This is a genomic window from Allobosea sp., assembly GCF_030694325.1.
Classification (GTDB): domain Bacteria; phylum Pseudomonadota; class Alphaproteobacteria; order Rhizobiales; family Beijerinckiaceae; genus Allobosea.
Window position 1 is genome coordinate 14188 of record NZ_JAUXYO010000048.1, and the last position, 15595, is coordinate 29782.

Genomic DNA, 15595 nt, shown 5'->3' on the forward strand with positions numbered 1-15595 from the left:
GAGCCCATGCCGATGACACAGATGAACCGTCGAGATCTCCTGGCCGGCGCCGGCGCGCTCGGTCTGGCGTCGCTCCTGCCGCTGCGCGCCAGCGCCTCCGGCAGCCTTACCGCCGCGATCTATCCCGGCACCTGGGAAGAAGCCTATCGCGGCGTCGTCGCTCCGGCGCTCAAGAAGAACGCGGGCGTCGACGTCGCCTTCGACGCGCTGTTCGCCGTCGACCAGGTCGCCAAGGTGCGCGCCGCGCGCGGCGTGCCGCCCTTCGACTGCTTCGTGCTCGATCCCGGCCCGGCGGCGGCGGCGCAGGCCGCCGGCCTGTTCGAGCCGATCGATCCCGCCAAGCTGACCAATGCCGCGAAGGTGCCCGCGGGCCTGATCAAGTCCCATGGCGTGACCTGCAACGCCCAGGTCGTCGGCATCGCCTACAACCCCAAGAAGTTCGCGACCCCGCCCAAGGGCTGGGCCGACCTGTTCAAGTCGCCTTATGTGGAGCGGCTGGGCCTCACCGGCTTCCAGACCACCTTCGGCACGGCCTCGATCATCGAGATGGCGAAAGTGTTCGGCGGCTCCGCCACCAATGTCGAGCCGATCTTCGCCGAGCTGAAGAAGGCCGTCTCCAAGGCGGCCGCCGTCGCCGCGCCCGCCGCCATGCCCGGCCTGTTCCAGCAGGGGCAGATCGACATCATGTACACCAACACCAACACGGTCGCGACGCTGAAGGGTCGTGGTGTCGACATCGAGTTCATCAAGCCCGAGACCGGCGCGATCACCTTCCAGACCACGCTGCACATCGTGAAGGGCGCCGACAACGTCGCCAATGCCTACAAGTATATCGACACCGCGATTTCGTCCGAGGTTCAGGCCGAGCTGCAGAAGCAGCCCTACAACATGGTCCCGATCAACAAGGACGTGAAGCTGGTCGAGACGCTCGACATCAAGTCGCTCGACGAGCTGGCGACGATGGTCACGCATGACTGGACGGTGATCAACCCGCAGCGCGCCGCCTGGATCGAGCGCTTCAACAAGGAAATCACCAAGTAGGACGTCTCGTCGTGCTCGTGGTTCGCATCTCACTGCCGTCATTCCGGCCAAGCCGCGCATGCGGCGCCGTGCCGGAATCCATCGTAAGGCGACGCGCTCTACGATGGATTCCGGGTCGCCCTACGGGCGCCCGGAATGACGCCAACGAGGGTGCGAAGAGAGTGCTTCTCTGATGGCCGGAGCTGCGATCACCACCGAGCCGGCAAGCTCGGATCGTGTCGACTGGCGCCTCGCCGCGCCGCTCGGCCTGACCTATCTCGCCTTCTTCGCCGCGCCCTTCGCGATCCTGCTCGGCATCAGCTTCTATGCCGATGCCGAGCAGACGCGGCTGGGCTTCGACTCGTGGACGAAGTTCTACGGCGATGCCTTTTATCGCAAAGTCATCTTCGATACGCTCAAGCTCGGCGTCTTCGCCGTGCTGGCCACCACGCTGCTAGCCTATCCGCTGGCGCTCGTCTTCCGAGGCGCCAGCCCACGCGTGCAGCGCTTGCTGATCTTCATCATCCTGATGCCGCTCCTGACCTCGGTCGTGATCCGCACCTTCGCCTGGATCGTCATCCTGGCGAGGGAAGGCGTGCTCAACCAGACGCTGATCGGGCTCGGACTGACATCGACCCCGCTCAACCTGCTCCAGACCGAACTCGGGCTCGTCATCGCGCTGACGCAGATCGAGATGCCGCTGATGCTGCTGCCGCTCCTGACCATCATGAACCAGATGGACCAGAACCTCGTCGATGCCTCCCGCGCGCTCGGCGCCTCGAAATGGCGGACCTTCTTCCGGGTGGTCCTGCCATTGACGCTGCCAGGCTGGATCGCCGGCGCGACTTTGGTCTTCGCCTCGGCGACGACCGCCTTCATCTCGCAATCGGTCATCGGCGGGGCGCGGCTGGTCTATCTGCCCTCGCTGATCTGGCAGCAATCGATGGTGGTCTACAACTGGCCCTTCGCGGCGGTCGCCTCGCTGACGCTGCTCTTCACCGTTCTGGCGGGCATCATGGCGCTCGGCTGGCTCGGCCGCTTCGCCAGGACGAACTGATGACGGTCATGATCCTGCACAGCTGTCTTTCCGGGGCATCGCGCAGCGATGAACCCGGAACCTACGAATGGGCGAGCCGAGAGGCAACCGGCATGATTGACCCTGTCGTGGGTTCCGGGTTCGCGCCTGTCGGCGCGCCCCGGAATGACAAGGGGGAATAGGCCATGCAGCGCTCCACGCTCGGTGATATCGGCTATTCCTGGATCGTCGGCCTGCTCGCAGGGCTCGGCATCCTCATCCTGATCGGGCCGGTGCTGGTCGTCATCGCGACCTCCTTCACCACCTCCCAGACGCTGAAATTCCCGCCGCCCGGCCTGTCGCTGCGCTGGTATGGCGAGCTGTTCGACACCACCCGCTCGGCCCAGATCCACATTGCCGCGCTGAACAGCCTCTGGGTCGCCGGCCTCGCCACCGCCATCGGCGGCGTGCTCTCGGTGCTCGCGGCACTGGCGATCACGCGGGTCGCACGCCCCTCGGCGCGCGTGCTGGAGGCGAGCTTCCTGTCGCCGCTGGTGCTGCCAACGCTGTCCTATGGCCTCGCCGCGCTGATGTTCTTCTCCGTTCTGGGCATCCGGCCCTCGCTCAACCTGCTGATCGCGGGCCACCTCGTGGTGATCGCGCCCTTCGTCTTCCGCACCACGCTGGCGAGCCTGACGCAGCTCGATCCCGCCCTTTTGGAGGCCTCCGCCAATCTCGGCGCCAGCCGCCTCTACGGCTTCCGCCGCATCACCCTGCCGCTGATCGCGCCGGGCATCGCGGCGGGCTGCTTCCTCGCCTTCATCTCCTCGATGGACAACGTCCCGGTCTCGCTCTTCCTCTCGACCGCGCGCACGGCGATGCTGCCGATCCGGATGTGGGGGATGATGGAGACGACGCTCGACGTCCGCATCGCCGCCATCGCCGGCGTATTGATCCTCGCGACGCTGATCCTGATGATCGTGATGGACCGCCTGACCGGCCTGACGCGGCGGATGAGCGGGTGATGGGCCATCCTGTCATTCCGGGGCATCGCACAGCGATGAACCCGGAACCCACGACCGGGTGCATCGCGATTGAGACGACCGGGCGTACCCGGTCGTGGGTTCGGGGTTCGGCCCTCTCGGCCCGCCCCGGAATGACAACATTGGGAGCCTCTCGATGACCATCCCCTATGACCGCGACCTGATCGGCTACGGCGCCAGCCCGCCCAACCCGCAATGGCCGGGCGGGGCCCGCATCGCAATCAACTTCGTGATGAACTACGAGGAGGGCTCGGAGCCCTCGATCCAGGACGGCGAGGGCTACACCGAACTCGGCCTGACCGAGGCCAGCGGCCTGCCGACGGGGGTCAAGGGCCGCGATCTCGCCGGGGAGGGCATGTTCGCCTATGGCAGCCGCGTCGGCTTCTGGCGGCTGATGCGGCTGTTCCAGGAACGCGGACTGCCGATGACGGTGTTCGGCTGCGCGCTCGCCATCGAGCGCAACCCGGAGGCGGCCGCCGCGATCCGGGCGTCCGGCTTCGACGTCTGCTGCCATGGCTGGCGCTGGATCAAGCACTATGATCTCACCGAGGAGGAGGAGCGCGAGCACATCGCCAAGGCGATCAAGTCGCTCGAAGCCACGGTCGGCGAGCGCCCGCTGGGCTGGTACTGCCGCTATGGGCCGAGCGTGAACACCCGCAAGCTGATCGTGGAGGAGGGCGGCTTTCTCTACGATTCAGACGCCTATGACGACGAGCTGCCCTATTGGAAGGTGGTCGACGGCAAGCCGCATCTCGTCGTGCCCTATTCGCTCGTCAACAATGACGGCAAGTTCGGCTCGGGCTTCTTCGGCACCTCGAACGACTATTTCGACTGGCACAAGGACGCCTTCGACATGCTCTATGCCGAGGGCGCGACGCAGCCCAAGATGATGTCGGTGGGCCTGCATATGCGCCTGATCGGCCATCCGGCCCGCGCCGCTGGCCTCGCCCGCTTCCTCGACTATGTCCAGAAGCACGAGAACGTCTGGGTGACCGGCCGCCTCGATATTGCGAAGCATTGGGCGAAGACGCATCCTTTCCAGCCGGCCTGACGCACATCATGCTCGGCGCCGTCGGCCGTCATTCCGGACAAGCCGCGAAGCGGCGCCGATCCGGAATCCATCGTAGGGTATGGCGCTCTATGATGGATTCCGGGTCTGCGCTGCGCTGGCCCGGAATGACGATCGCCCTCTGATGGATGGAAAGACAAAAGCCTTGCCCAAGCCCGACCTGATCGTCGCCCTCGGCGATGCCCGCTACCTGATCGAGCGGCCTTTCGGCTCCTGGCCGCAGAATGCCGGCTTCGTCACCGATGTGACCGTCGATGCCCGCGGGCATGTCTTCGTCATGCTGCGGCACGACCCGCTGACGCAGCCCGACGATCCGCGCGTGGTCGAGCTGTCGCCGGAGGGGGATTACCTCGGCGGCTGGGGCGGCGACCTGATCGCCGATTCCCACATGCTGACCGTCGATGCGCAGGGGCGCATCCTCTGCGTCGATCGCGACATGCACGAGATCGTCATCTGCTCGGCGAGCGGCCAGCGCCTGGGTGGCCTCGGCCAGCGCGGCGAGCCGCTCTCGCCCTTCAACCACCCCACCGACGTGCATGTCTCGGCCTGGGGCGACATCTATGTCGCCGATGGCTATGCCGCGAGCCGCATCCATCGCTTTTCGGCCTATGGCGTCCATCTCCAGAGCTGGGGCGAGCATGGCGCGGGCGAAGGCCAGTTCGGCTGGCCGCACGCGCTCTGGACGCATGTCGATGGCCGCGTCGTCGTCGTCGACCGCACGCATAACCGCGTCCAGGTCTTCGACCGCAATGGCCAGCATCTCGCCACCTGGAGCCATTTCCGCGATCCCGTCGCGATCTGGGGCGATGAGGACGGCAACACCTATGTCACCGACACGCAGCCGACCCTGCAGAAGATCGGCCCGCGCGGCGAGCGGCTCGGCCGCTGCCGGCCGTTCCTCAATGGCGCTCATGGGATCTACGGCATGCCGGGCGGCGACATCCTGCTGGCCGAGAGCAATCCGAGCCGGCTGACGCGGCTGCGGCTGCTGGAGGAGTAGCAAGGGAACCGCGCCGTCATTCCGGGGCTTCGCGCCAGCGAAGAGCCCGGAACCCATGAACACAGGTGGTCGTCCAGAAGTCGAGCGCCCGACCTCTCCTTCCTGATGGGTCAGTGTTCATGGGTTCCGGGCTCGCGCCTTCGGCGCGCCCCGGCATGACGGCGGTGTTTCCTCCCACTGGGCGAACAGGGCCATGTCTACGCAGATCATCTGGGGCGGGACGCTCCTCACCGGTTTCAACGCCGCGGGCGAGCCGGTCCTCCTGCAGGATGCCGGCATCGCCTGCGAGGCGGGGGCGATCCTCGCGACCGGGCCGCTCGCCGATCTGAAGGCGGCCTATCCCGACGCGACCGTGACCGGCGGGCGCGACTTCGCGATCACGCCGGGCTTCGTCAACGCGCATCACCATGTCGGCCTGACGCCGCTCCAGCTCGGCTCGCCCGACCACCCGCTGGAGCTCTGGTTCGCCAGCCGCATCGCGCTGCGCGACGTCGATCTCTATGCGGACACGCTGTTTTCCGCCTTCGAGATGATCGAGAGCGGGGTCACCACGGTGCAGCACCTCCACAGCCGCGCGCCGGGAACGCCGGCCGACATCCTCGCCGCCGCCGAGAAGGTTGTCAGCGCCTATCGCGACATCGGCATGCGCGCTTCCTATTCGATGGCGCTGCGCGACCAGAACCGGCTCGTCTACGAGGCCGACCAGGATTTCGTCGCCCGCCTGCCCGAGGAACTGCGCCCGGCGGCGAGCGCCTTCTTCCAGCGCTTCACCGTGCCGCTTTCCGACCAGGTCGCGGTTTTCGAGGAATTGCTGGCGCGACATGGTCACGGTGACCGCATCCGCATCCAGATCGCGCCCGCCAACCTGCACTGGCTCTCGGAGGAGGCCCTCGACGTCACCGGCGAGCTGCAGCGCCGCACCGGGCTGCCGGTCCATATGCATGTGCTGGAGACACCCTATCAGAAGGCCTATGCCCGCAAGCGCACGGGCGGCTCGGCGCTGGCCCATCTCGACCGGCTCGGCCTGCTCGGCCCGCATTTCACCATCGGTCATGGCGTCTGGATGAGCGAGGCCGATATCGAACTCGCCGCCGATCGCGGCGTCTGCATCTGCCACAATTGCAGCTCGAATTTCCGTCTGAAGAGCGGCGTCGCCCCGGTCAACCGCTTCCTCGCCCGCAGCATTCCCGTCGCCATCGGCATCGACGAGGCCGGCATCAACGACGACCGCGACATGCTGCAGGAGATGCGGCTCGTCCTGCGCGCCCATCGCGAGCCGGGTATCGACGCGCCCCATCCCTCGCCGGCGCAGGTGCTGCGCATGGCGACCGAGGGTGGGGCGCGGACCACGCCCTTCGCCGGCCGCATCGGCCGCCTGGAGGCCGGCATGGCCGCCGACCTCGTGATGTTCGACTGGCCGGCGGTGACCTATCCCTATCAGGACGACGGCCTCGGCTTCGTCGAGGTACTGGTCCAGCGCGCCAAGGCGAAGGCCGTCCACAGCGTCCTGATCGCCGGCGAGTTCGTCTACCGCGAGCGCCGCTTCACCAGGCTCGACCGCGACGCCGTTCTGGCCGGCCTGGCCGAGGCGCTGGGCAAGCCGAAGACGCCGGCCGAGCAGGACCGCATCGCCCTCTCGCAGGCGCTGCTGCCGCATGTCCGGCGCTTCTATGGCGGCTATCTCGACGGGCAGGGCGACGAGCCCTTCTACCGCCCGAGCGGGCGCTTCTGACGGGCTAAGGCTTGCTGCTCGCGGTGGTTTTGGCGCTCGGAGCCACCACCGTCATCCCGGGCTCGCCCCGGGATCCATCGGAGGGCTCCGGAGCTCTCCGATGGATCCCGGAGTTCCGCTTCGCTCCATCCGGGATGACGCGGAGGTTGGTGCGCCTTTCGAGGCTGGCCGCTCAATACCCCCGCGAAACCCGCTTCTGCGCAAGCCGCACCGCGGCGGGGATGGGCGCGATCACCGGCACGGGAAACCGCAGGTTGAGTGATTGCGCCGCCTGGCCGAGCGGGCCGCCGCCGATCACCAGCGCCTGCGCCCCCATCGTCTCGATCGCCTCCGTGCAGGCTTCGGCGAGCGCCTCCACCAGCGTGGCGTGATCGGCCATGATCGCGTGGACGTCGCCCTTGGTCAGCGCGACGCCACGGAACGTCTTCTCATGGCCATAGGCCTGCGCCAGCCCGCTGATCGAGGCTGCGAGATCGGGCGTCGTCGTCACCACCGCGAAGGGCCGCCGGCCCGCTCCGGCCTCGGCCATGCCGGCCTCGGCGATGCCGGTGACCGGGCAGGACAGGCGTAAGCGAAGCGCCGCCAGGCCGGGATCGCCGAAGGCAGCGATGATGACGCCGTCCGGCGGGGCGGTGGTGATCGCGCCCGTCAGCGCCTGCACGGCCTTGGCCGACTGCGCCAGCGCCTCCTCATTGGTGATCAGCGGCACGCCATAGGGCGCGCTCATCGCGTCGATCAAGGTGCCGGCCGGCGCCGCCGCCTGGGCGATGCCGCGCATCATGTTGGTCGTGCCGGCATTGGTGTTGGGGTTGATCAGCAGCAGGCGCATCAGGGGCTCTCCGGCACGGCGGCGATGAAGGCGCGCGCGATTTCGGCGCGGCTGGCGATCCAGAGTCGGTCGCGCCGGGCCGCCAGCAGGTTCATGATGTCGCGAAAGGCGGCAAAGCGCGCCGGGCGCCCGACGATCCGCAGGTGGAAGCCGAGATTGAGCAGGCGCGGCAGCCCGCGCGCTGCCTCCGCGTCCAGCACGTCTAGCGCGTCGGTGACGTACTCCACCATCTCGCGGGCGCGCACGAAGCCGTTGGGATGGAAGAACTTCATGTCGTTGCTGTCGAGCGCATAGGGCACGACGAGCAGAGGCGGGCGCTCCGGCACGCGATCCCAATAGGGCAGGTCGTCGTCGAAGCCGTTGGAGGTGTAGAGAAAGCCGCGCTGCGCTAGCAGTTCTCGCGTCCAGGGGCTCTCCCCGCCGCGGCAGAAGAAGCCGACGGGCGCGACTCCCGTCGCAGCGGTGATGGTGGCGACGCAGGCGTCGATATCGGCAGCCTCTTCCTCGCGCGTCTCATAATCGGCATGGGGCCGCCAGCGCCAGCCATGAACGGCCGGCTCATGGCCGCGCGCCACCACCGCCTTGGCGAGCGCCGGCGAGCGTTCGACGGCCCGCCCGCAGAAGAAGATCGTCGAGCGGATCGCGCTGTCGTCGAGCGCATCGAGCATGCGCCAGAGCCCGGCGCGCGTGCCATAGCCGAAAATCTGCTCCTGGCCCTGGTCGCGCTTGCCGGCGGGAACGACGCTGATCACCTCGCCCATGCTTTCCGAGCGCGCATCGCCGTCGCCGACCTGAAGCTCCGCACCCTCCTCGAAATTGATCACGACGGAGACGGCGAGCCGCTGGCCATTGGGCCAGGTAAAATCCGGCCAGGTGCCGGCATAGCCTTCGAGGTCGCGCTGGGTCATGCGGCCGATCCTAATTCACGCCGTCATCCCGGGCGACCGGAGGGAGACCCGGGATCCATTCCGGAACCTCAAAAGGCTCCGGCATGGATCCCGGATCTCCGCTTCGCTGCGTCCGGGATGACGGCGTTGAGTGAGCTGACGTCAACCGTTCCCCAGCTCCGCCAGCCAGTGCCGCGCGATCGCGTCGCGCCGCGCGAACCAGACGCCGGGCTTCGAGGCCGCATGCGCCAGGAAGCGCTCGAGCCCGCCGATCCGCCCGGGCCGGCCGATGATGCGCAGGTGCAAGCCCACCGACATCATCCGTGGCGCCGTGCCGCCTTCTGCGTAGAGCCGGTCGAAGGCGTCGATGCAGTAGCGGGCGAAATCGTCCCCGAAGACGAAGCCGCCGCCGCGCTGGAAGCGCATGTCGTTGGTGTCGAAGGCATAGGGCAGCACCAGATGCTGTTTGCCCTCGACATCGACCAGAAAGGGAAGGTCGTCATTGTAGGCGTTGGAATCATAGAGGAAGCCGCCATGCTCGCGCAGGAGCCGGCGGGTGTTGAGCGAGGTTGCGGAGCGCGTGTGCCAGCCGACCGGCGGCGTGCCGGCGGCCTCCGTGATCGCGGCCACGGCGCGCGCGATCGCCTCGCGCTCCTGCGCCTCGTCCATATGGGCGTGCCGCTCCCAGCGCCAGCCATGGGCGGCGACCTCGTGCCCGTCGGCCACCGCCTCCTGCACCAGCCAGGGCGAGAGCGCGACGGCGCGGCCATTGGCGTTCAGCGTCGCCGCCACGCCATACTGCTTCAGCAGCGCGCGGATGCGCGGCCAGCCGGCGCGCGGGCCGTATTCGAAATGCGATTCCATGCAGAGATCGCGCACGCCGGTGATCTCCTCGACCACCTCGTAGACGCTCTCGTTGCGCTCATCGCCCTGGCCGATCGAGAGCTCCGCGCCCTCCTCGACATTGACCACCACCGAGACGGCGAGCCGAGCGTCGTTCGGCCAGCGGATCGCGGGAGGGGCGTCGCCATAGCCGCGGAAATCGCGGTCGCTCACGGGAGAGGCCATCAGAGATCGGCCATCCGGCGCAGGCCCACCAGCCGGTCGCCGGTGACGAGCACGGCGGCGGCGAGCAGGATCAGGAGCGCGGAGATCGCCGCGATCGTCGGATCGGGGCTTTCCTCGACATATTGCAGCATCTGGATGGGCAAGGTCTTGGTCCAGGCGTCGGTGAAGAAGATCGAGATCGGATAATTGTCCATCGACGCCAGGAAAGCGAACATTCCCGAGGTGAGGAAGGCCGGGGCGAGCGAGGGCACCAATACCTTCAGCACGGCCTTCGGGTAGGACAGCCCGAGCGTGCGGGCGGCGTCGATCAGCGTGAAGTCGAACAGCGACAGCGCCGCATAGACGGTGCGCACCACGTAAGGCAGCGTGATCACGACATGGGCCAGGATCAGGCTGGCCCACACGTCGCGCAGGCCCGCCGCCCGGAAGCTCTCCAGCATCGCGATGCCGATGACGAGGCCCGGCAGCATCAGCGGCGAGACCAGGAAGGTGACGATCGCGTCGCGAGCCTTGAACTGGCCGCGCAGCAGGCCGATGGCGCAGAGCGTACCGAGCCCGAGCGCGATCGCCGTCGACAGCGCCGCGAGTTGCACCGAGGTCGCGACCACCGGCCAGAGCTCGCGCGAACGGCCGAGCGCCTGGTACCAGCGCAGTGACCAGCTCGGCGCCGGCAGCGTGAAGACGGCGCTCGATCCGAACGACACCAGCACGGTGACGACCAGCGGCGTCAGCAGGAAGACCACCGTGAAGGCGGCCAGCGCCCAGACTACCGCCGAGGCGATGCGCTCGATGGCCGTCACGAGGCGCCTCCCAGCCGCTTCGAGAGCGCGGCGCTGCCGACCACGACCGCGACCGTCAGCACGAGCAGGACGACCGCCGTCGTCGATCCCAGCTGCTCGTTGCGCATGAACAGGAAGGAGCGCCCGGTCAGCGTCGCCAGGGTCTGGAAACGGTCGCCGATCAGCAGGTTGGGGATGACGTACATCGAGGCCGCCATCGAGAAGACGAAGGCGACGCCGGTGACGATGCCGGGCAGCGAGAGGGGCAGGGCGACCTTGAAGAAGCGGTAGAGCGGCGAGGCGCCGAGCGTCGCCGCCGCCTCGCCGAGCCGCGGATCGACCAGCTTCAGGACGGAATAGATCGGCAGGATCATGAAGGGCACGAAGACGTTGGCCGCGCCGATCACGAGGCCGGCCTCGGTGAAGAGCAGGCGCTGCGGCTCGCTCCACAGGCCCAGGCCCATCATCAGTTGCGAGACCACGCCGTCGCGCCGCAGGACGATCTGCCAGGCGAAGGCCTTGACCACGACGCCGACCGAGAGCGGCAGGATGATCGCCACCAGGATCAGCGCCTGCGCCGCGCCGCGCGCCCGCGACAGCGCCAGGGCCGTCGGATAGCCGATCAGCAGGCACAGCAGCGTCACCAGCACCGCGATGCGCAGCGTGTTGCCGATCACGGTCCAGCTGAAGGGGTCGGACAGGAAGGCCCCGAAGGGGGCGAGCGACGGGGTGCCGCCGCTGAGGATGCTGCGGCCGAGCAGCATCAGCAGCGGCACGCCATAGACGATGGCGAGATAGAGCACCGCCGGCAGCGCCAGCAGCAGCACCGGGTCGAGGCGTCGCGACGCGTTCATGCCGCTTCTGCCGGCGCAGGGTAGACCAGCGTGTCGTCGATCGCCCAGGACATCTTCAGCGACGTGCCGGGCCCCGCCGCAGCCGGCAGGGACGGCGTCTCGACCAGGATCTGCCCGTCGGGCGGGGCCTGAAAATGCAGCTGTACCCGCGCGCCCTGAAAGGCGGCGTCCGCGAGCGGCGCCTCGATCCGGTTGGCGCCACCATGGTCGAGCGCGATGCGCTCGGGCCGCACGCCAAGCAGAACCGGGCTGCCGGGCAGGAAGTGGCCCGGGCCGCGCAGCGGGCCGGCCTGCGTCGCCACCGTGACGATGCCGTTGGCGGAGTCGTACACGGTGCCGGGAAGCCCTGTCGCCAGCCCGACGAAGCCGAACGCGAAGGGCGTCGCCGGCCTGGCATAGATCGCGGCCGGCGTATCCAGCTGCTCGATCCGGCCGCGATGCATCACCGCGATCCGGTCCGACATCGTCAGCGCCTCGTCCTGATCATGCGTGACGAAGATCGCGGTGGTGCCGACCTCGCGCAGCAGGCGCTTCAGGTCGATCTGCATCGTTTCGCGCAGCTTGCGGTCGAGCGCCGAGAAGGGCTCGTCGAGCAGCAAGAGCTTCGGCCCGACGACGAGCGCGCGCGCCACCGCCACGCGCTGCTGCTGGCCGCCCGACAGTGCCTTGATCGAGCGCTCGGCATAGGCGCCCATCTGCACGAGATCGAGAAAGCGCTTAACCGCCGGCGCGATCTCGCCCGAGGGCGCGCCGCGCGCCCGCAAGCCGAAGGCGACGTTCTCCGCCACGCTCAGATGCGGAAACAGCGCATAGCTCTGGAACACGACGCTGACGTCGCGCTTGTGCGGCGGCAGCCGGGTGATGTCCTGCCCGTCGAGCGCGACGCGGCCCTGGTCGGGCCGCATCAGCCCGGCCACGATCCGCAGCAGCGTGGTCTTGCCGCAGCCCGAGGGGCCCAGCAGCGAGACGAACTCGCCGCGGTCCATCGCGAGATCGACGCCGTCGAGCACGGTGGCGGCGCCGAAAGTCTTGGCCGCTCCCGCGACGGACAGGAAGCCCTGGCTCATGCTCAGATCGCCATCTCGCGATCCCAGCGCTTGATCCAGTCGCCGCGCTGGGCCGCGACATTGGCCCAGTCGATCTGGTGGATCTTGACGTCGGCGCCGAGGCCCTCGGGCTTGGGCACCGCCTTGTTGGTGCCGATCGAGAAGGTTGGCCCGGCCAGCCGGTTCTGCAGTTCGGCGCCGAGCAGCTCGTTGACATAGGCGAAGGCGAGCTCCTGCTGCGGCGAGCCCTTCACCACCGCGATGCCAGACGGCATGGCGAAGACGCCTTCCTTCGGCGCGGCGAGGTCGATCGGCGCACCGGCCGCCTTGCGCTCCAGCGCATAGGACGACATCGCCGGCCCGATCATCCAGGCCTCGCCCTGCTCGAGCAGATTGAAGGCCTGCGGCTGCTGCGTGTAGATCGTCAGCAGGTTCGGCTTGAGCGAGGCGAGCTTCTTGAAGCCGGCGTCGGTGTCCTTCTGGACGCTCTCCATCGTCCCGCCCGCGAGCAGGCCGGCGACGAAGAGCGAGGGCAGCCCTTCGGTGTTCTGCAGCGAGGGGATGACGATTCGGCCCTTGTATTTCGGGTCGAACATCTCGGCCCAGGAGGAGGGCGGGGTCTTCATCGCGGTCTTGCTGTAGGCGACGCCGAGCCAGGGCTGGAGGTAATTGGCCCACATGCCGTCCATATGAGTCGAGCCCGGCAGAAGGTCGGCCATGTTGGGTGCCTTGGCCACGGTGAGCGGCTCCAGCAGCCCCTCCTTGACCGCCAGGATCATGACCGGATCGTCCATCTGGACGACCGACATGTAGGGCTTGTCCTTGTTCTTCTGCATCTTCTCGAGATTGACGAGAGACCGGGTGCCTTCGAACAGCACCTTGCAGCCATATTTCTTCTCGAACATCGGCACGACCGTCTGCTCGACCCAGGGCTTGTGCCCGGCGGCGCCGCCGACGACGAGTTCCTTCGTCTGGGCCCGCAACACGGAGGGGGCGGCGACCAGCGCGGTGGCGCCCAGGCCTGCCCTGAGGAGGGCGCGGCGGTTCGGCTTGCCTGCGGACAGCATATCCATGGTCGGACCTTTCGAAAGGCGGCGCGCTCCCCGTCGGCGCGGACATGGGGAGAGGTCAGCAACCGTCGTGCCAAGAGAGGACCAGGATGTCCGATCATGGGGAAGTATTGATAAATCAACGAATTGCGTGCGAAGGCGGAATCTCTGTCCGAGCGCCTGTCGGCGGCTATTCGGCAAGCAGTCGCGTGATTTTTGTGCACAATCGCTTCCCGAATGTGCATAAAATCCGGCTCTCCGGATGCTAGGATGGCGGTGGCGCGGACGGTCGGTTCGCAGGCGGAGCGGTGATGTCGAGACGGGCGGCATGAACGAAGCGGCGATCCACACGATCCTCTCGCGCCTGCTGCTGGGGGGCTCGCTGCCGGGCGGCACCAAGCTCGGCGAGCATCGTCTCGCCGAGATCTTCGGTGTCAGCCGCGAGCGCGTCCGCAAGGTGCTGCACAGGCTCGGCCATGAGCGGCTGCTCGAGATCGTCAAGAACCGCGGCGCCTTCACCATCGAGCCGGATCTGCGCGAGGGCAGGGTCGTCTACGAGGCCCGCCGCATCCTCGAGAGCGGCATGGTTGCCCATCTCGCTGACCACCTGACCGAGGCCCAGATCGCGCGGCTGCGCGAGCATGTCGATGCGGAGGCCGACGCCCTGCGCCGCGGCGACCAGGCGACCTGGCAAAAACTCTCGGCCGAATTCCATTTCCTGCTGGCGGAGATGATCGGCAACCCGATCGTTCAGCGCCAGGCGCATGAACTGATCGGCCGGACGATCATGCTGGTGAAGCGCTACGAGACGACGCTCGGCTCGGCCTGCGGCTGCGAGGAGCACCGGCTGATCTTCAAGGCGCTGGCGGGCCGCGAGCGCGGCAGGGCGGTCAAGGCGATGAGCAGCCATCTCTCGCTGGTCGAGACGCGGCTGCGCCCGATCATCTGCGACGATGCCGGTCCCTCGCTGGAGGCCCTTCTGGAAGAGGCCATTGAAACCTTCCGGTCCGAGCAGGGGCAGGGCGAGGGCGCGAGCCCCCGCTTTGAGGCGCCCGCGGCGCCCGCCCCGCGCTGAGCGCGCGGTCACGATGCGCTCCGTGCGGCGCGGGCGCGATTGCGCAGCCGGGCGGCGCGACTATGTCCTGTCCACCCGGCGCCCATGAGCGGCACCGGCTCAGCCCCGGAGCCCGCCATGGCAGATCTCTCGGCCTTCCAGATCACGCAGCGCTGGCCGGCCCAGCACCCCGACCGCATCCAGCTCTATTCGCTGCCGACGCCCAACGGCGTGAAGGTCTCGATCGCGCTGGAGGAACTCGGCCTTCCCTACGAGCCGCACACCATCAATATCGGCCAGAACGAGACCTGGGGGCCGGAATTCCTGTCGCTCAACCCCAATGGCAAGATCCCTGCGATCATCGATCCCGACGGTCCCGGCGGAAAACCCGTCGCCCTATGGGAATCGGGCGCGATCCTGATCTATCTCGCCGAGAAGACCGGCAAGCTGCTCCCCGCCGACCCCGCCGTCCGCTACGAGACGATCCAGTGGGTGATGTTCCAGATGGCTGCCGTCGGCCCAATGTTCGGCCAGCTCGGCTTCTTCCACAAATTCGCCGGCAAGGACTACGAGGACAAGCGCCCGCGCGACCGCTATGCCGCCGAGAGCAAGCGCCTGCTCGGCGTGCTGGAAAAGCGGCTCACCGGTCGCGACTGGATCATGGGCGCCGACTATACCATCGCCGACATCGCGCTGCTCGGCTGGGTGCGCAACCTCGTCGGCTTCTACGGCGCCGGCGAACTGGTCGACTACGCGAGCCTGAAGGCCGTGCCGGCCTGGCTCGAGCGCGGCCTGGCGCGGCCGGCGGTCCAACGCGGGCTCGAAATCCCGAAGCGGCCGGGTTGAGGGGCGAGCGGCATGGCCATCACCATCTACGGCATCAAGAACTGCGACACGATGAAGAAGGCGCGCGCCTGGCTCGACGGGCAGGGCGTCGCGCATGCCTTCCACGACTACAAGGCGAGCGGCATCGACCGTGCCTCGCTCGCACGCTGGGTCGGCGAGCATGGCTGGGAGACGGTGCTGAACCGGGCCGGCACGACCTTCCGCGCCCTGCCGGAGGCCGAGAAGCAGGGTCTCGACGCCGACCGGGCGATCGCGCTGATGCTGGCCCACCCCTCGATGATCAAGCGCCCGGTTCTCGACCTCG

Annotated in this window: 16 protein-coding genes; 9 read left to right on the forward strand and 7 right to left on the reverse strand. The window is 68.0% G+C overall.

Annotation, left to right across the window (positions count from 1 at the left end; all coding sequences use genetic code 11):
* Positions 1–12: 12 nt before the first annotated feature.
* The 6 genes from Q8M82_RS02585 to Q8M82_RS02610 all read left to right on the forward strand — a co-directional run bounded on the left by Q8M82_RS02585 (position 13) and on the right by Q8M82_RS02610 (position 6879).
* Positions 13–1041, forward strand: coding sequence for an extracellular solute-binding protein (locus Q8M82_RS02585; RefSeq protein ID WP_305689819.1), 1029 nt, complete (start codon positions 13–15; stop codon positions 1039–1041).
* A gap of 172 nt (positions 1042–1213) precedes the next feature.
* Complete coding sequence (locus Q8M82_RS02590; RefSeq protein ID WP_305689820.1) at positions 1214–2077, forward strand: ABC transporter permease; 864 nt, start codon at positions 1214–1216, stop codon at positions 2075–2077.
* Positions 2078–2241: 164 nt separating this feature from the next.
* Positions 2242–3060: an ABC transporter permease gene (locus tag Q8M82_RS02595; RefSeq protein WP_305689821.1), complete on the forward strand. Its 819-nt coding sequence runs from the start codon at positions 2242–2244 to the stop codon at positions 3058–3060.
* A gap of 154 nt (positions 3061–3214) precedes the next feature.
* A complete protein-coding gene (locus tag Q8M82_RS02600; RefSeq protein WP_305689822.1) occupies positions 3215–4129 on the forward strand; it encodes an allantoinase PuuE in 915 nt (304 codons plus the stop codon).
* Positions 4130–4271: 142 nt separating this feature from the next.
* On the forward strand, positions 4272–5147 hold the full coding sequence (locus Q8M82_RS02605) for an NHL repeat-containing protein (protein ID WP_305689823.1): 876 nt from the start codon (positions 4272–4274) through the stop codon (positions 5145–5147).
* A gap of 193 nt (positions 5148–5340) precedes the next feature.
* A complete protein-coding gene (locus Q8M82_RS02610; protein WP_305689824.1) occupies positions 5341–6879 on the forward strand; it encodes an amidohydrolase family protein in 1539 nt (512 codons plus the stop codon).
* Between the two features lie 172 nt (positions 6880–7051).
* Here Q8M82_RS02610 and Q8M82_RS02615 read toward each other — a convergent pair whose 3' ends face one another.
* From Q8M82_RS02615 to Q8M82_RS02645, 7 genes are all read right to left on the reverse strand, one after another.
* Positions 7052–7708: an aspartate/glutamate racemase family protein gene (locus Q8M82_RS02615; protein WP_305689825.1), complete on the reverse strand. Its 657-nt coding sequence runs from the start codon at positions 7706–7708 to the stop codon at positions 7052–7054.
* On the reverse strand, positions 7708–8616 hold the full coding sequence (locus Q8M82_RS02620) for a polysaccharide deacetylase family protein (RefSeq protein ID WP_305689826.1): 909 nt from the start codon (positions 8614–8616) through the stop codon (positions 7708–7710). Before Q8M82_RS02620 ends, Q8M82_RS02615 begins: the two co-directional genes overlap by 1 nt.
* 141 nt (positions 8617–8757) lie before the next feature.
* Complete coding sequence (locus tag Q8M82_RS02625) at positions 8758–9663, reverse strand: allantoinase PuuE (RefSeq protein WP_371126208.1); 906 nt, start codon at positions 9661–9663, stop codon at positions 8758–8760.
* The gene (locus Q8M82_RS02630) at positions 9663–10463 is read right to left on the reverse strand and encodes an ABC transporter permease (protein ID WP_305689827.1); all 801 of its coding nucleotides are present in this window, start codon (positions 10461–10463) and stop codon (positions 9663–9665) included. Before Q8M82_RS02630 ends, Q8M82_RS02625 begins: the two co-directional genes overlap by 1 nt.
* The gene (locus Q8M82_RS02635) at positions 10460–11296 is read right to left on the reverse strand and encodes an ABC transporter permease (RefSeq protein ID WP_305689828.1); all 837 of its coding nucleotides are present in this window, start codon (positions 11294–11296) and stop codon (positions 10460–10462) included. Before Q8M82_RS02635 ends, Q8M82_RS02630 begins: the two co-directional genes overlap by 4 nt.
* On the reverse strand, positions 11293–12363 hold the full coding sequence (locus Q8M82_RS02640; RefSeq protein WP_305689829.1) for an ABC transporter ATP-binding protein: 1071 nt from the start codon (positions 12361–12363) through the stop codon (positions 11293–11295). The genes Q8M82_RS02635 and Q8M82_RS02640 overlap by 4 nt, the downstream gene beginning before the upstream one ends.
* Positions 12364–12365: 2 nt before the next feature.
* Positions 12366–13415, reverse strand: a complete 1050-nt coding sequence (locus tag Q8M82_RS02645; protein WP_305689830.1) for an ABC transporter substrate-binding protein — start codon at positions 13413–13415, stop codon at positions 12366–12368.
* 304 nt (positions 13416–13719) lie between these two features.
* Between Q8M82_RS02645 and Q8M82_RS02650 the strand changes: the two genes are divergently transcribed.
* From Q8M82_RS02650 to Q8M82_RS02660, 3 genes are all read left to right on the forward strand, one after another.
* Positions 13720–14466 carry a GntR family transcriptional regulator gene (locus tag Q8M82_RS02650; protein WP_305689831.1) on the forward strand — a complete coding sequence of 249 codons (747 nt, stop codon included), beginning with the start codon at positions 13720–13722 and terminating at the stop codon, positions 14464–14466.
* Between the two features lie 117 nt (positions 14467–14583).
* Positions 14584–15291: a glutathione S-transferase N-terminal domain-containing protein gene (locus Q8M82_RS02655; RefSeq protein ID WP_305689832.1), complete on the forward strand. Its 708-nt coding sequence runs from the start codon at positions 14584–14586 to the stop codon at positions 15289–15291.
* Between the two features lie 12 nt (positions 15292–15303).
* Positions 15304–15595, forward strand: a 292-nt coding sequence (locus Q8M82_RS02660) for an arsenate reductase (RefSeq protein WP_305689833.1), incomplete at its 3' end; no start/stop codon positions are given.

What these genes read in the sequence shown, in the direction of transcription:
- Q8M82_RS02640 (WP_305689829.1), bottom strand. Translation starts at nt 12,363, where the DNA reads ATGAGCCAGGGCTTCCTGTCCGTCGCGGGAGCGGCCAAGACTTTCGGC.
- Q8M82_RS02650 (WP_305689831.1), top strand. Translation starts at nt 13,720, where the DNA reads ATGAACGAAGCGGCGATCCACACGATCCTCTCGCGCCTGCTGCTGGGG.
- Q8M82_RS02590 (WP_305689820.1), top strand. Translation starts at nt 1,214, where the DNA reads ATGGCCGGAGCTGCGATCACCACCGAGCCGGCAAGCTCGGATCGTGTC.
- Q8M82_RS02615 (WP_305689825.1), bottom strand. Translation starts at nt 7,708, where the DNA reads ATGCGCCTGCTGCTGATCAACCCCAACACCAATGCCGGCACGACCAAC.
- Q8M82_RS02595 (WP_305689821.1), top strand. Translation starts at nt 2,242, where the DNA reads ATGCAGCGCTCCACGCTCGGTGATATCGGCTATTCCTGGATCGTCGGC.
- Q8M82_RS02635 (WP_305689828.1), bottom strand. Translation starts at nt 11,296, where the DNA reads ATGAACGCGTCGCGACGCCTCGACCCGGTGCTGCTGCTGGCGCTGCCG.
- Q8M82_RS02620 (WP_305689826.1), bottom strand. Translation starts at nt 8,616, where the DNA reads ATGACCCAGCGCGACCTCGAAGGCTATGCCGGCACCTGGCCGGATTTT.
- Q8M82_RS02625 (WP_371126208.1), bottom strand. Translation starts at nt 9,663, where the DNA reads ATGGCCTCTCCCGTGAGCGACCGCGATTTCCGCGGCTATGGCGACGCC.
- Q8M82_RS02610 (WP_305689824.1), top strand. Translation starts at nt 5,341, where the DNA reads ATGTCTACGCAGATCATCTGGGGCGGGACGCTCCTCACCGGTTTCAAC.
- Q8M82_RS02645 (WP_305689830.1), bottom strand. Translation starts at nt 13,415, where the DNA reads ATGGATATGCTGTCCGCAGGCAAGCCGAACCGCCGCGCCCTCCTCAGG.
- Q8M82_RS02585 (WP_305689819.1), top strand. Translation starts at nt 13, where the DNA reads ATGACACAGATGAACCGTCGAGATCTCCTGGCCGGCGCCGGCGCGCTC.
- Q8M82_RS02600 (WP_305689822.1), top strand. Translation starts at nt 3,215, where the DNA reads ATGACCATCCCCTATGACCGCGACCTGATCGGCTACGGCGCCAGCCCG.
- Q8M82_RS02605 (WP_305689823.1), top strand. Translation starts at nt 4,272, where the DNA reads ATGGATGGAAAGACAAAAGCCTTGCCCAAGCCCGACCTGATCGTCGCC.
- Q8M82_RS02655 (WP_305689832.1), top strand. Translation starts at nt 14,584, where the DNA reads ATGGCAGATCTCTCGGCCTTCCAGATCACGCAGCGCTGGCCGGCCCAG.